Below are 13,102 nucleotides of genomic sequence, written 5' to 3' on the forward strand. Positions count from 1 at the left end.
GTTCTCCTTCGTCATCCCCGGGCGTAGCGTCGCTGAAGCGCGCTGCCGAGGCGTTCCGGCCGCAGGAAGGCGATGCACAGTGCGCCGCCGACCAGCAGGATGATGCCCGTGATGGTGAATGCGAGGTGGACGCCGTCGGCCATGTTGGCCGCCATCTCCGGGCTGGGTTTGACGCCCTTCGGCGGCGAGACGTAGCCGGCGCGAGTCATCAACCAGCCGACGAGGCTCGGTGAGATGACGGCGCCCAGCGAGGCGACGCCGCCGAGGGTCGCCATCATGATGGGGCGCTGCCTGGTGCCGACCGAATAGCCGATGGCCGACGCCGTCATCGGGTAGGCGAGGCTGCAGCCGGCCGCGAGCGACAGGAGCGCCACCGACATCGCGCCCGACGTCAGCTGCACCAGGAGGAAGCAGACGCCTGCCACCAGTGCGGCGGCACCGAACGGAATCGCGATCGACCGGTGGGCGTTGTGACCGCGCGCCAGCATCCGCTGACCGAGGACCCCGAGGCCGAGCAGGACCAGGGCGCCGAGCACCCACGGGATCGTCGTGACGGTGCCGACCTCCTGCAGCGACAACCCGATGACCGTCCCCAGGTACTGGGGCAGCCAGGTGGTGAGGAAGCCCTGAACCCAGAAGTTCGACGCGCCGCCGATGACCGCGGCGAGGAAGCACAGGCTGGCGAAGGCCCGCCAGACGACGACCGGCTGCTGCGCGTCGACGGCCGACGTGGTGACCTCGTCCGCCGCGGCGTCGGCGCCGTCTGCCGAGTCTTCGTCGGTCTCGGCCTTCTGCTGTTCCCGGTAGGGTCCGTCGGCGCCGAGGATCAGCCATGCCGCCATCCAGATGAGGCCGACGATGCCGAGCACGCCGAACGCCCATCGCCATCCCCACGCGGTGATGACCCACGCGAGGACCGGCGCCGCGATCACCGGGCCCAGGGTGGACCCGATCGCGACGAGGTTCGACGGCAGCGCACGACGGCGAGGCGCGAACCAGGTGTGCACCGAGGTCAGCGACATCGCAGTCGCCGGCCCCTCCGCTCCACCGAGCAGGACGCGCGTAACGAGCAGCACCGCGGCGGCGCCGCCGAGCAGCATCGGGAACTGCAGGACCGCCCAGGCCAGAGCCATGACGAAGAGGATCCACTTGACCGGGAATTTGGCCGCGAGGAAGCCCACCACGATGGAGACGAGTGCGTACAAGAAGAAGAACGAACTGCCGATGAAGCCGAATTCGGTGGCACTCAGGCCGAGTTCGGGCATCGCGTCGGCCGAGACGAGACCGAGGACGGCCTTGTCGGCGAAGGCGACGATCTGGAAGAGCACCAGCAGGCCGGTGATGACCCAGGCGCGTCTGCTCATCCGGGACAGGTCGATCCGGCGGGACGTCGTCGACGGCTGCTCGACGTCGGAGTCGTCCGGGGTCACGATGGTCATGAGATCCTCGGTTCTCGTTCGGGGAAGGTCGGGGTGTTGAAGGTTCGGGAGTTCCAACGATGCGAACGTAGGCAGGCACCCGGTTACGGCGGTAGGAGGGATTTCTTTACTGTCGGACGGTCGCTCGACGGGGCAGACTGAACTACGCGACAGGCAGTGACCCTCGTCTCTGCGCGGATTTCAGGAGGAATGTTGAGCGGCCCCATCTGGCGACAGTCGATCCAGGATCAGGCGGCCGCCGTCGGCCGCGGTGAGATCACCGCGCAGCAGTTGGCCGCCGACGTCCGGGCCGCGATCGACGCGGCCGAACCAGACCTGCGAGCCTGGACCGAGCTCGCGGATGAGTTCCCGAGCACGGTCGGCGCCGACACGCGGCCGCTGGCCGGGGTGTCGGTGGCGGTGAAGGACCTCATCGACGTCGCGGGCCTGCCGACCCGCTGCGGATCCGCAGTCACCTCCGCGGCTCCTGCGACCGCCGATGCCGCATGCGTCACCAGGCTCCGCGAGCTCGGCGCCGTCATTCAGGGCAAGACCGTGACCACCGAGTTCGGCTACTTCGCGCCCGGCCCCACGCGTAATCCGCGCGCGCTGACCCACACGCCCGGCGGGTCTTCGAGCGGCTCGGCCGCGGCCGTCGGCGCCGGCGTGGTCCCCCTCGCCCTCGGCACGCAGACCGCCGGATCCACCACCCGACCGGCCTCCTTCTGCGGGGCGGCCGCCATGGTTCTCGCGCACGGCGCAGCGTCCCTCGACGGCGTCGCAGGACTGTGCGAGTCACTGGACTCGCTCGGACTCCTGACCCGGACCATCGCCGACCTCGCCACCGCGTACGAGGCGTTCTCCGGCGACACCCGTCCCGAGTCCTTCGCTCCGGTCGGCGAGGTCCATATCTGGGAGGGCAGCGGACTCGGCGAGTTCCACCCGGCGATGACCGAGCTCGTCGCGCGTCTGGACGCCCTCGTCCTGGAAGCGGGAGCCGACCTCGGCGACCTCGACGGCGACGATCACGTCCGGACGCTCACCGAGGACCACTTCACCGTGATGGCGTACGAGGCGTTCGGCGTCCTCGACCCCCTCGTCGCGCAGCATCGAGACCGGCTCAGCACCCAGCTCGTCGACCTCGCGGAGTCGGGTCGCCGGACTTCCGCCGACGACTACGAGGCCGCGATCATCCGCCGCGACACCTCCTTCGCCCTGCTGCGCAGTCACCTGTCGGGGACTGCGGGCTCCGGATCGGTGATCATCGCGGGCCCCGCCGCGCTCGGCCCCGCTCCCGAGGGACTCGCCGCGACCGGTGATCCCATCCTGAGTCGCCCCTGGCAGCTTCTCGGCTGCCCCGTGGTCGTGGTACCCGGCGCCCGCACCGAAGCCGGCCTTCCGCTCGGCGTACAGCTGATCGGGTTGCCCGGACAGGAATGGCAGCTGCTGGAGTTCGCGGCGCGACTGGAACCGCTGCTCGGCGCACTGGATCCGATCACCGGCACCAGCGTCGTCCGGTAGAACCGAGAGAGGGAACGAGGAGAACGATGAGCATCAAGCCACGGCCCACACACCACTACCGCACCTTCCTCACCTGCTATGAGGACACGCTGAACTACGGCTGGCACCACGTCGACCTGTTCGTCCACGACGAGCACGACCGCGAGGTGAACTGGGTCCACTGGACCGTCGAGGCCGACGGCCCCGAAGCGGCGGACGCCTCGGTCCGCGCCGAGGAGCCGGACCTGCGGCGGACGAGCCCGTGGGAGCACCGGGTGAGCGCCGCAGGCGTCAATTACTGGACGGCCGACGCCACGTGGGGCGAACCCGAGGTGGCAGCCGGATGACAGCCGATCCGTTGCCGACGGTGTACGTCGTCGACGACGACTCCGAACTGTGCGATTCGGTGGACTGGCTGCTGGGCAGCATCGGCATCAAACCGCAGATCTGCCACAGCGCCGACGAGTTCCTCTCCCTGTACACCGCCGATCACCCGGCGTGCATCGTCCTGGACGTCCGCATGCCCAAGATGAGCGGCCCTCGACTCCAGGAGCAGCTCAACGAGATCGCCCCGCACGTGGCGATCATCTTCGTCTCCGCGCACGGCGACATCCGCATGTCGGTGTCCACGATGCAGGCCGGCGCACTCGACTTCCTCGAGAAGCCCTACGACCCGCAGCGTCTGCTGGACGCGGTGCAGAGTGGCATCGAGACCGCCACCGAGCGCTTCGAAGCCTTCCAGATGCACCGCGACGTCGAACGCCGCGTCGCGCTGCTGACCCCGCGCGAACGCGAGATCCTGGCGTTCGTCGTGGAAGGTCTGCCGAGCCAGAACATCGCCCGCAAGCTCGGCATGAGCGTGAAGACCGTCGACGTCCACCGCACCCGGATCAAGAGCAAGACCGACGCCGACAGCATCAGCACGCTGGTCCGCGACATCCTGCGGTACGGGGTGGAGGTGCCGGTCGGGTAGGTGTACTGACCGGGGACGTTGGTCAATCGTGAGAAAGGCGGCTGGTTTGTCGCAGGCCGTGTGGGCGGCCGGTGCTTGTTGTACTGGTGAAGCCAATCGGCGAGGTTATCGCTCCACAGGTGCGAACGGTACGCGCCGCCGTTCGCGCCGGTCAGTCCTCGACCTGGAATCCCGGCTGACGTGCATAGTCCTGCCGGCGTTGATCGAGGACCATGCGGATCTGGTCGGCAGATCCCTCGCCGAGGACCAGCCGCAAGGGCCCCTCTGGCGCGGTGACGTGGGCAAGGATCCCCTCGGCGATAGCCTCCGGCGACGACCCACCGCCCGTGGCCCCAGGATCGCTCGTCCAGGGCACGACGGCGGTTCCAAAGAGCCGTTCGCGCAGCACGTCATACGCGGGAATTGGTGCACTGAACTGCATCCCCGAGGTCGCCCACTGGGTATTCATGGCACCGACTTCGACGAGGGTGACTCGCACACCCATCGAGCTGACCTCGCCCGCCAAGGCCTCGCTGAACCCCTCGAGGCCCCACTTCGCGGCGTTGTAGAGCCCAAGCAGGGGCATGGCACCGACTCCGCCGGTCGACGAGATCTGCACGATGTGACCGGCGCCTTGGGCGCGCATCAGCGGAAGCGCAGCCTGTGTGAGCCACAAGGGGCCGAGAAGATCGACGTCAAGGATGGCCCTCGCATTCTCCTCGCTGACCTCCTCGGTGGCGCCGACGAGGCCGTAGCCCGCGTTGTTCACCAGGACGTCGAGACAGCCCGCGGCCTCGTGAGCTTCTTGGACTGCTCGCCAGCAGTCATTCCGGTCGGCTGGATCGAGCCGCATCACGGTCAAAGACGGGTGCTGCACAGGTAGCGCGCCCAGGCGGCTCGTGGCCACCACGCGATCACCTGCAGCCAGCACCCGCTGGGTCAACGCAAGGCCAAGGCCGCTGCTCGCGCCGGTGATGAGCCAGGTCTTCGTTGTCGTCATTCGCCTATTCAAGCACAAACGAGACGGTGCGTCTCGCTTCTATACTGGTGACATGGCCCGCCCTGCCACCGCCGCGCGCGTCTTCGCCGCCGTCCTGCGCCTCGCCGAGCGCGGCGGCCCGAATGCCCTCACCATGGAAGGCATCGCAGCGGAAGCCTGCGTCGGAAAGCAAACGCTCTACCGCACATGGCCATCGATCCATGCACTCCTGTTTGACGCCCTCGCGACGGAATCTGTGGTGTCCGAACCCGTCGGCAGCGACCCTGAGCTTTTCGAAGCGCTGAAGGCGACCAGCGCCGAACTGGCGGCAGAACCGCGAGTCTCACTGCTGCGGATGCTGGCCGCCGAGGTCCAGAGCGACGAGGTGGTCGCACGTCAGTTCCACTCCGCCCTTCTTCAGCCTCAGCAGCAGCAGTTCGCTCGGGTGGTTGCCGCTGACGGCTTCGACAATCCCGAGCGAGCTACGGAGCTTCTTCTGGCTCCCCTCCTGTTCCGATGGTTTCTCCGACTGCCTCCCCTAACCGACGGTGAGCTGGCAGACCACATCGAAACCGTTCGACGCCTACACCGGCCCGGTTGATCAACGTGTCCGGTCAGTACCGCTAGACCATGTTCCGAAGGTCCACCGCCGAGTCAGGCGAGGGGCTCGCTCACCTCGACAACGCCCGCTCCCTACGACGACGCTCGCTCACCTCCGGAGGTGAGCGAGCGTCGTGGTAGGGAGCGAAGAGCTACCGCGAATCAGTAGTAATCGAGCACCAGCTTTGGGTCGCGGGTCCGGGAGACGCAGACGGTGATCAGCTCACCGGACTCCTTCTCCGACTTCGTCAGGACGTTGTCACGGTGCTCGGGGGTGCCGCAGATCACCTGCATGATGCAGGTCCCGCAGATGCCCTCCTCGCACGACGTGTCGATGTCGGCGCCGTTCTCCACCAGGACCTCGGCGATGCTCTTGTCCGCGGGCACCTCGTACGTCTCCCCTTCGAGCTCCACCTCGAAGGCCGTGTTCTCGGCGGCGTCGGGTTGGTCGGTCGCGTGGAAGGCCTCGAAGTGGACGGCGTCGGCCGGGACGTGCTTCTCGGCGAGCTCGACGACCTTGTCCATGAAGCCCTGCGGCCCGCAGACGTAGACGTGTGCGCCGGCCGGCATCGCGGTGAACGCCTCGTCCAGCAAGTCCGCCTGCCGGTCGCGGCTGACACCGAGGTTGGCGTGCAGCTTCTCGGGGCAGCGGTCGCGCAGGAGCGGAAGGAACGCCGCGTCCTCCTCGGTGCGGGCGAAGTAGTGCAGGTCGAAGGGGATGTCGTTGACGTCCATGTAGCGCGCCATGCTGAGCATCGGCGTGATGCCGATCCCCGCGGCGATCAGGACGTGGTGTGTCGCGTCCTGATCGATCGCGAGGAGGTTCCGCGGCTCACTGATCTGGAGGGCGTCGCCGACCTTCAGATCGTGCAGCGCCGCGGAACCGCCGCGCGAGGCCTCCTCGCGTTTGACCGCGACGGCGAACGACTCCTGGCCGTCCGGTCGACTGCACAGCGAGTACTGCCGGGTGATCGCGGTCGGCCCGACGACGTCGATGTGCGCGCCCGGCGAGTACGACCCGATGGGCGTGCCGTCCGGCTCGGTCAGATAGAACGTCTTGACCGTCGGAGTCTCCTCCACGATGCGGGACACGACGACGTCGATGAGTGCCATGATCTCTCTCCTGCAGTTCTCGTGCTGTGTTCCGTGCGGTCAGCGCACGTACAGTCCGCCGTTGACGTCCCAGCAGGCACCGGTCACGAAGTAGGCGTTGTCGGCCGCGAGCAGTGCGACCGTGTCGGCGATGAAGGCGGCGTCGCCGAGCTTCCCGACCGGGATGCCCGCCACGACCGCCGCGAGCTTGTCGGGCGGGACGGTGGCCTTGACGACCGGGAGGTCGTGCGGGCCGGGGGCGATGGCATTGACCGTGACGCCCGCCGAAGCGAGTTCGCGGGCGAACACCTTGGTGGTGGTCAGGATGGCGCCCTTCGAGGCGGCATAGTGCGCGCCGGTCGCGGTGCCGCCGTTCTGGCCGGCGAGGGAGGCCATGTTGACGATGCGTCCGAACCCCTCCTCCGCCATCGCGGCACCGAACACCTGGCAGCCGAAGAAGATGCTGTTGACGTTGGTGTTCAGGACCGAGTTGAACGAGTCCTCGTCGAGCGTCATCAAGTCCGCGGCCTGGGTGCGCGCGGCGTTGTTGACGACGATCGTCGGGGTGCCCCAGCGCTCGCGGATCTGCGCGAGGGCGTCGACGAAGCTGTCGCGGTGCGCGACGTCGAGATCCATGGCGACTGCGGTGGCGCCGTCCGGCGACAGGTCTTTCGCGATCTGCTCGGCCTGATCCACCGCGATGTCGGCGAGCACCACCCGACGACCGTCCGCGTGCAGGCGACGCGCGATGTGCTCGCCCATCCCGCCGGCGGCGCCGGTGACGACCGCGATGCCGCTCACAGCAGGTACCCCGATGCGCTGACGGCGTCCTCGCTGTCGACCAGCCGAACCACCTTGAGCGCGATCTGGTCGTCGGCGGTCGTCTCACCGAACCGCACCACGTGAACCATCTCGGCACCGATCGTGGTGAAGGTCTGCCGTTTGAACGCGTTGAGGATCTGCGCGGAGCGGATGGTCACCGAGGCGTCGGAGGCCTCGTCGACGGTGAACCGCGAGACGATCCGCACGGTGCGCGCCGCCGCGACCGCCGACTGCGAGTAGCCCTGCATCATGCGCTGCACGCGGAGCCCGCGCATCCGCTTGTCGTCGTTGACCATGTTGAGCGACGCGTCGAAGTCGTCGGTGTCCGGGTCGATCGGGATCACGTACTTGGCGTCGTCGGCGTACATCGCCTCCCACGTGCGGTAGTCCTTGGCGTCCAGCAGGGCCGCCTCGCGCCAGATCAGTTCGATCGCGCGCAGCACGCGCGGATCGGTGAAGCTCAGGTCAGTCATCGCTCATCATCTTCTTCCACATCTTGTACGACTCACGCATGCCGGTCTCGTCGGTGACGTGCGAGGTCGGCCAGCCTTCGTCGGAGAGGTGCTCGCGGCCCAGACCGCGGTTCACCATGATCGGCATGTCCGGCTGGCCTGCGGCGCCCAGCTGCACGCGGTCCCAGCCCTCGGCGTCGTCGGGGCTGCCGAAGCCGAACGGCCCCTGGAAGTGCTCGTGGATGCGCAGTCGTTCCCGATTGACCGACTCCGGTCCGCCGTCCATGCCGATCGCCATGTGCCAGACCTCGGTCTGGTCCACGCTGATCGGCACCAGGATGCGGAAGAACGACGACGACATCGCGGCGTTCGGGAACATGTTGAGGTTGAATCCGCAGCCGTGCATCGACCGCATGTAGCGACGGATCCGTTCGGGGCTCTCCCCCGCGGCCTCGAGTTCCTCGACGAGGTGCGCGAACCGCGGCTGGATCTCCTCGGTGCCGTCGTCGATGTCGAGGTCGACGTGCGAGTGCGCCATGATCGCGACGCTGTGTCCGTTGCCGAGTGCGTGGGTCACCGACTTCGGGTCGTCCATGAACGACATCATGTCGGCGGTCTCGGCGTCGACGGACGCCATCCACGACTTGTGCACCATCGGGAAGTGGTAGCCGTCGGTGGTGTTCTCCAGCTGGATCTTCCAGTTGCCGCGGAAGCGGAACTTGTGGATGCCGATCACCTTGGTCGGGAAGCCGTTGGACTGCTTGAGGAAGCGCTCCATCCAGATCTTGGCGTCGCCGAGGAAGTCCTCCAGCGGCTCGATGTCCTGGTTGAAGGTCGCGAAGATCATCCCGAGGTAGCTCTCGGTCCGCAGCGTGTGCAGCGGGAAGTCCTTCTTGTCCAGGACGCCCTCGTAGCCGTCCGGGTACGGGACGCCGCGGAGGCGGCCGTCGAGCGCGTACGACCAGTTGTGGTACGGGCAGGTGAAGCCGTTGGCCTTGCCGCTGCGCTGGTCGCAGACGGTGGCGCCGCGGTGCCGGCAGCGGTTCACCAGGGTGTTGAAGTTGTCCTTGCGGTCGCGGGTCACGATGACCGGTTCGGCGCCGACGTGCGTCGTCTTGAACGATCCCGCTTCGGGGATCTCGCTCTCGTGGGCCACCCAGACCCAGGTCTTGTAGAAGATCCGCTTCATCTCCTCGTCGAAGATCTCCGGATCGGTGTACACGCGGCCGGCGATGCGGTCGGCCTCGGAGAGGTCGCCGAAGGCGCCGGGGGCGGTGCTGTCCATGGTCGTCATGGCACGGTGCTCCTGTCTGTGAGTGCCGGGGTCAGAGTTCGACGTCGTCGCGGATGGTGAGCTCGCGACCCATGCGGGCCTCGATCTTGAAGTACTTCCACAACGCGTATTCGCCGATCATGGTGGTGCGCAGCAGGTTGCAGGCTTCGCGCACGGTCGGCTGATCGCGGACGTCGGCCAGGACGTAGCAGGTCCAGGGCCAGCCGTCCGACGGCCCGACCATGTGGGCGTCGTCGTCGAAGGTGCCGATGATGTCGACGCCGTCCATGTTCTTCAGCGCGGACAGCATGTCCTGGATGCCGACCCAGACGGGTCCGATCTCCGCCTTCGGCAGGTCGAAGAAGTTCTGGTTGTTGCCGATGCAGAACAGGGTGCGCAGGGTCTCGGTTGCCGGTTCGGTTGCCGGTTCGGTTGCCATCGTGTGCTCCTCGTGGGGTGTGTGGGTGTGGGGCGGGTTCGGACCGGTCACGGGAAGCTCGGGATGCCGGCCTCGAGGCCGAGCATCAGGGCGCCGACCGCCTCGTACGTGTTGGTCTGCAGCATCGCGTGCTGAGCGGGGACCAGCGCGTCCTGGAGGTAGCGCTGGAGGGGGTGGTTGGCGTAGATCGCTCCGGTGCCGACGACGTCGAAGACCTGGAGGACGACGGAGCGGCCGACGTGCGCGGCGTGGGTGGCCGCCAGTCGCAGGTCTGCCTGGTCGTCGACGGTGATCAACTCGTCGGCGACTGCCTTGGCCCACACCGCGTCGGTGGCCTCGTAGAAGTAGGCGCGCGCCGACCGCAGCTCGGCTTCCGCGCGGGCGATGCCCGCCTTGTAGGCGGGGCGGTTGCCCTTGGCCTGGCCTCCGGTGATGGACGCGTTGGCGCCGCCGATCGTGATCGCGAAGTCGATGGCGCCGCGCGCCGCGCCGAGCGTGACGACGGCGAGGACCTGCGCCGCGTAGGCGAGCGACGGGTAGCGGGTCAGCGGTTCGTCGATCTGCGAGGCGCCGCCGCGGATGAAGGTCATCTCCTCCGGAACGAACAGCCGGTCGGCGCGGATGGCGTGCGAGCCGGTGCCCTTCATGCCCGCGACGTCCCAGTTGTCGACGATCTCGACGTCGGCGGGGTCGACGAGCGCGGTGATCGGCTTGCCCTCGGTCTCCGGTCCGCCGGCGAGGCCGATGCCGAGGATGTCGGCGCCCATGCAGCCGCTGGCGAACTGCCAGGTGCCGGTGCAGAGGTAGCCGCCGTCGACCTTCTCCGCCTCGTGCATCGGGAACAGGCCGCCCGCGTAGGTCAGGTCGGCGCCGTCGGCGAAGAGCTTCTTCTGCGTCTGCACCGGGAGGGCTGCCAGGTACACCAGCGACGAGCCGAAGCTCGCGACCCAGCCGGTGGCCGGGTCGACGGCCGAGATGTCCTCGATCCGCCGCATGAAGTCCGACGGCGCCATCGGTTCGCCGCCGAACTGCTCCGGCGTCGACGCCCGGTACAGGCCCGCCTTCTTCAGCAGGTCGATGTAGTCACGCGGAACGTGATGCGCCTGCGCGAACTCGTCGCGTCGGTCGCGCAGGACGTCCAGCGCATGGGCGAACGCCTTCTCGCGGGCCGGTCCCGTCGGCTCGGCCACCACTCGTCTGGTCGCACTCTCCACAGTCATCGATCACTCCGTTCAGGCTTTGCGGATGCTCTGGCAAGAACGCTATGGACGGCCGAGCGACGGCGGTATCGGAAGTTTCCGCGTCACGCGTAAGCAATTCTTTAGCGGGCGTCCGGCTATCACGGGGCTGTCCGAACTCAGCGCGCGCACTACCGTCGTAGGGGAAGAACGCGGACGTCGCGTCCGCGAGCATGGAGGTGATCCGACGGTGTTTCCACAGACCGCCGACTTCGAGGAGATGGCTCTCAACACTCGCACCGGTCTCCTCATCCACGAGGCCGAGACCAAGAACATCCTGTGGGCGAATCCCGCCGCCTGCCGCATGTTCGGCTGGACGCTCGACGAGTTGAAGCCGCTGAAGGCGCATCACATGAGTGCGCAGGAACGGAAGTACCGGCGGGAGGTCGGTGTCGCCTGGCTGCAGGCCGCGGTCGAGAACGGAACCAGCCGGAAACAGTGGAAGTACCGGGCGAAGGACGGCACCGAGTTCCTCACCGACGCGATCGCGACGCTGGTGCAGTCGGTCGACGGCCCGGTGGTGATGGTCGAGTTCCGGGACATCGGCGAGGAGATCGAACTGCAGGAGGAACTGCACCGCGTCTCCGAGTCACTCCAGCGGATCATGACCCACACCGCGGCGGGCGTGGTGGTCCTGACCGAGGACAACCTGATCGACGACATCTCTCCGCTCGCCGCCAGTCTGTTCGGCCGGACGGCGGAGGAACTCATGGGACGCCCGCTCGACGAGTTCTGCACCAGTGAACCGCCGCTGAGGGCTCCCGCGGTCGTGGAGACGTTGACGACTGCGAACGGCTCTGCCTCCGTCCAGCTGGAGGTGACCGACGACGCCCGCACCACCTGGCTGGCCGGCGAGATCGAGACCGTGGCACACGACGGCATCCGCACCCGGGTGCTCACGGTCCGCGATGTCACCGAACGCGTCGAGTGGCAGCAGCGGAGCGACTACCAGCAGGCCAACCTGCAATACCTGAGCCGCTATCACGCGATGGGCGACATGGCGATGATCCTGGCGCACCAGCTCGGCCAGCCCCTCGCCGCGTCGACCAACTATCTGAGCGGATTGAAGGCCCGCCTCGGCCGCGACGACTTCGATCCGCGGAGCCTCACCTACGGGATCGATCAGATCGAGGCGCAACTCCACCGGGCGGCCGACATCGTCGCATCGGTCAAGAAGTACGTCCGACGGATCGAGAGCACCGCGGCGCTGATGGACCTCAACGCGTCGACCGCCGAGGCGCTGTACTTCGTGCGCCTCCGCGCGGCGGAGAAGGGCGTCCGCGTCTTCGCCGACCTGCCCGAACGGAACCTCTACATCCGTGGCGAGAGCGTCATGGTGGGACAGGTCATCATCAACGCCTGCATGAATGCGCTCGATGAGATCGCGCAGCCGACGACGCTCGTCAAGGAGTTGGCGCTGACGACCGGCGAGGCCGACGGCTTCGCGTTCGTCACCGTCCAGGATCAGGGCCGCGGGATCGGTGAGACCTCCGTCCCCGGCCTCATCGACGGCGCGTTCACCACGAAGGTCGACGGATCCGGCATCGGGCTGCTTATCTCGCAGCACATCGTCGAACGCCACGGCGGCACCATCGAGTTCCTGCCCAACGATCCGCAGGGGACGATCGTGAAGATCAGCATCCCGCTGGCGGACGCCGCGGTGGGGGTCAGCGCGACCGCCGGTTCCAGAACTGGTGGGTGAGACCGCTGCCGATGGTCACCGTCTCGACGTCGAAGCGATCCTGCAGGTCGGCGCCGCCATCCCAGATCGAGACACCCGAGCCGATGACGACCGGAACGGTCACCAGGTGCAGGAAGTCGACCAGGTCGGCCTGCAGGAACTCGCGGACGCTCGTCGGTCCGCCGCCGAGGCGGACGTCGCCGTCGGCCAGGCTCTTCGCGTAATCGAGCGCCTCCGCGGCCGGGGCGTCGACGAAGTGGAAGACGGTGCCGTTCTCGAATTCGATGGGTTCTCGTTCGTGGTGGGTCAGCACCACGACCGGCGTCTTGAACGGCGGTTCCTCGCCCCACCAGCCGACCCAGCCGTCGTCGGGCCACGGACCGGTCTGCGGCCCGAACTTGCGGCGCCCCATGATCTCGACGCCGATCCCCTGGTGCCAGGTGCTGGTGATGACGTGGTCGGCGCGGATGGGGTCGTCGATGTGCTGGACACCCCAGATCACCCGGCCGTCGAAGCGGGAGAAGAGCGCTCCGGCCTCGCCGATCGGCTTATCGAAGGTGACCTCGTCGCCGGCGCTGAAGCCGTCGAGCGAGATGTTGAGGTTGTGCACGCGGACCTTCGCCATGGTGGGGTGGCCTTCCCGATCGGTGTCGCGG

General features: G+C 67.8%; 14 protein-coding genes and 1 pseudogene. 5 read left to right on the plus strand and 10 right to left on the minus strand.

The genetic code is table 11. The annotated features are described in order from the left end of the window. Positions 1-11: 11 nt before the first annotated feature. Positions 12-1,439, minus strand: a complete 1,428-nt coding sequence (locus ACH46_RS11265; protein WP_082399608.1) for an MFS transporter — start codon at positions 1,437-1,439, stop codon at positions 12-14. 192 nt (positions 1,440-1,631) lie between these two features. Between ACH46_RS11265 and ACH46_RS11270 the strand changes: the two genes are divergently transcribed. Genes ACH46_RS11270 through ACH46_RS11280 form a run of 3 tightly spaced genes read left to right on the plus strand, consistent with a single transcriptional unit; the run spans position 1,632 to position 3,891 of the window. After that, complete coding sequence (locus ACH46_RS11270; protein ID WP_062395283.1) at positions 1,632-2,939, plus strand: amidase; 1,308 nt, start codon at positions 1,632-1,634, stop codon at positions 2,937-2,939. A gap of 26 nt (positions 2,940-2,965) precedes the next feature. Continuing rightward, positions 2,966-3,265 (plus strand): hypothetical protein, encoded by a 300-nt coding sequence (locus tag ACH46_RS11275; RefSeq protein WP_062392976.1) that lies wholly within the window; start codon positions 2,966-2,968, stop codon positions 3,263-3,265. Further along, entirely contained in the window at positions 3,262-3,891 is a 630-nt protein-coding gene (locus tag ACH46_RS11280) for a response regulator transcription factor (protein ID WP_062392977.1), read from the plus strand. The genes ACH46_RS11275 and ACH46_RS11280 overlap by 4 nt, the downstream gene beginning before the upstream one ends. Here ACH46_RS11280 and ACH46_RS21965 read toward each other — a convergent pair. Further along, a pseudogene (locus ACH46_RS21965) lies at positions 3,891-4,070 on the minus strand (hypothetical protein); the annotation flags it as partial. The gene ACH46_RS11280 and the pseudogene ACH46_RS21965 sit on opposite strands and share 1 nt — an antisense overlap. After that, entirely contained in the window at positions 4,043-4,870 is an 828-nt protein-coding gene (locus ACH46_RS11285; protein ID WP_062392978.1) for an SDR family NAD(P)-dependent oxidoreductase, read from the minus strand. The gene ACH46_RS11285 and the pseudogene ACH46_RS21965, both read right to left, overlap by 28 nt. 52 nt (positions 4,871-4,922) lie before the next feature. Between ACH46_RS11285 and ACH46_RS11290 the strand changes: the two genes are divergently transcribed. Further along, positions 4,923-5,450, plus strand: a complete 528-nt coding sequence (locus ACH46_RS11290; RefSeq protein ID WP_062392979.1) for a TetR/AcrR family transcriptional regulator — start codon at positions 4,923-4,925, stop codon at positions 5,448-5,450. 161 nt (positions 5,451-5,611) lie between these two features. Here the strand turns inward: ACH46_RS11290 and ACH46_RS11295 are convergent, their stop codons facing one another. Genes ACH46_RS11295 through ACH46_RS11320 form a run of 6 tightly spaced genes read right to left on the minus strand, consistent with a single transcriptional unit; the run spans position 5,612 to position 10,747 of the window. Then, entirely contained in the window at positions 5,612-6,562 is a 951-nt protein-coding gene (locus ACH46_RS11295) for a PDR/VanB family oxidoreductase (RefSeq protein WP_062392980.1), read from the minus strand. A 39-nt stretch (positions 6,563-6,601) separates the two neighbouring features. Beyond that, positions 6,602-7,303, minus strand: a complete 702-nt coding sequence (locus ACH46_RS11300) for an SDR family NAD(P)-dependent oxidoreductase (protein ID WP_062395284.1) — start codon at positions 7,301-7,303, stop codon at positions 6,602-6,604. A gap of 35 nt (positions 7,304-7,338) precedes the next feature. Further along, positions 7,339-7,836, minus strand: a complete 498-nt coding sequence (locus tag ACH46_RS11305) for an aromatic-ring-hydroxylating dioxygenase subunit beta (RefSeq protein WP_062392981.1) — start codon at positions 7,834-7,836, stop codon at positions 7,339-7,341. After that, positions 7,829-9,109 (minus strand): aromatic ring-hydroxylating dioxygenase subunit alpha, encoded by a 1,281-nt coding sequence (locus tag ACH46_RS11310; RefSeq protein WP_062392982.1) that lies wholly within the window; start codon positions 9,107-9,109, stop codon positions 7,829-7,831. The genes ACH46_RS11305 and ACH46_RS11310 overlap by 8 nt, the downstream gene beginning before the upstream one ends. Before the next feature lie 31 nt (positions 9,110-9,140). Beyond that, positions 9,141-9,527: a hypothetical protein gene (locus tag ACH46_RS11315; RefSeq protein WP_062395286.1), complete on the minus strand. Its 387-nt coding sequence runs from the start codon at positions 9,525-9,527 to the stop codon at positions 9,141-9,143. A gap of 47 nt (positions 9,528-9,574) precedes the next feature. Then, on the minus strand, positions 9,575-10,747 hold the full coding sequence (locus tag ACH46_RS11320; protein WP_062392983.1) for an acyl-CoA dehydrogenase family protein: 1,173 nt from the start codon (positions 10,745-10,747) through the stop codon (positions 9,575-9,577). A gap of 238 nt (positions 10,748-10,985) precedes the next feature. On the opposite strand from ACH46_RS11320, the gene ACH46_RS11325 reads away from it, so the two are divergent. Next, complete coding sequence (locus ACH46_RS11325) at positions 10,986-12,467, plus strand: PAS domain-containing sensor histidine kinase (protein WP_062395287.1); 1,482 nt, start codon at positions 10,986-10,988, stop codon at positions 12,465-12,467. On the opposite strand, the gene ACH46_RS11330 is transcribed toward ACH46_RS11325, so the two are convergent. After that, the gene (locus tag ACH46_RS11330) at positions 12,433-13,071 is read right to left on the minus strand and encodes a dihydrofolate reductase family protein (protein ID WP_062392984.1); all 639 of its coding nucleotides are present in this window, start codon (positions 13,069-13,071) and stop codon (positions 12,433-12,435) included. The genes ACH46_RS11325 and ACH46_RS11330 overlap by 35 nt on opposite strands. Between the last annotated feature and the right edge of the window lie 31 nt (positions 13,072-13,102).

Source organism: Gordonia phthalatica (assembly GCF_001305675.1).
Classification (GTDB): domain Bacteria; phylum Actinomycetota; class Actinomycetes; order Mycobacteriales; family Mycobacteriaceae; genus Gordonia; species Gordonia phthalatica.

What these genes read in the sequence shown, in the direction of transcription:
- ACH46_RS11265 (WP_082399608.1), bottom strand. Translation starts at nt 1,439, where the DNA reads ATGACCATCGTGACCCCGGACGACTCCGACGTCGAGCAGCCGTCGACG.
- ACH46_RS11275 (WP_062392976.1), top strand. Translation starts at nt 2,966, where the DNA reads ATGAGCATCAAGCCACGGCCCACACACCACTACCGCACCTTCCTCACC.
- ACH46_RS11280 (WP_062392977.1), top strand. Translation starts at nt 3,262, where the DNA reads ATGACAGCCGATCCGTTGCCGACGGTGTACGTCGTCGACGACGACTCC.
- ACH46_RS11285 (WP_062392978.1), bottom strand. Translation starts at nt 4,870, where the DNA reads ATGACGACAACGAAGACCTGGCTCATCACCGGCGCGAGCAGCGGCCTT.
- ACH46_RS11290 (WP_062392979.1), top strand. Translation starts at nt 4,923, where the DNA reads ATGGCCCGCCCTGCCACCGCCGCGCGCGTCTTCGCCGCCGTCCTGCGC.
- ACH46_RS11295 (WP_062392980.1), bottom strand. Translation starts at nt 6,562, where the DNA reads ATGGCACTCATCGACGTCGTCGTGTCCCGCATCGTGGAGGAGACTCCG.
- ACH46_RS11300 (WP_062395284.1), bottom strand. Translation starts at nt 7,303, where the DNA reads ATGGGCGAGCACATCGCGCGTCGCCTGCACGCGGACGGTCGTCGGGTG.
- ACH46_RS11305 (WP_062392981.1), bottom strand. Translation starts at nt 7,836, where the DNA reads ATGACTGACCTGAGCTTCACCGATCCGCGCGTGCTGCGCGCGATCGAA.
- ACH46_RS11310 (WP_062392982.1), bottom strand. Translation starts at nt 9,109, where the DNA reads ATGACGACCATGGACAGCACCGCCCCCGGCGCCTTCGGCGACCTCTCC.
- ACH46_RS11315 (WP_062395286.1), bottom strand. Translation starts at nt 9,527, where the DNA reads ATGGCAACCGAACCGGCAACCGAACCGGCAACCGAGACCCTGCGCACC.
- ACH46_RS11320 (WP_062392983.1), bottom strand. Translation starts at nt 10,747, where the DNA reads ATGACTGTGGAGAGTGCGACCAGACGAGTGGTGGCCGAGCCGACGGGA.
- ACH46_RS11325 (WP_062395287.1), top strand. Translation starts at nt 10,986, where the DNA reads ATGGCTCTCAACACTCGCACCGGTCTCCTCATCCACGAGGCCGAGACC.
- ACH46_RS11330 (WP_062392984.1), bottom strand. Translation starts at nt 13,071, where the DNA reads ATGGCGAAGGTCCGCGTGCACAACCTCAACATCTCGCTCGACGGCTTC.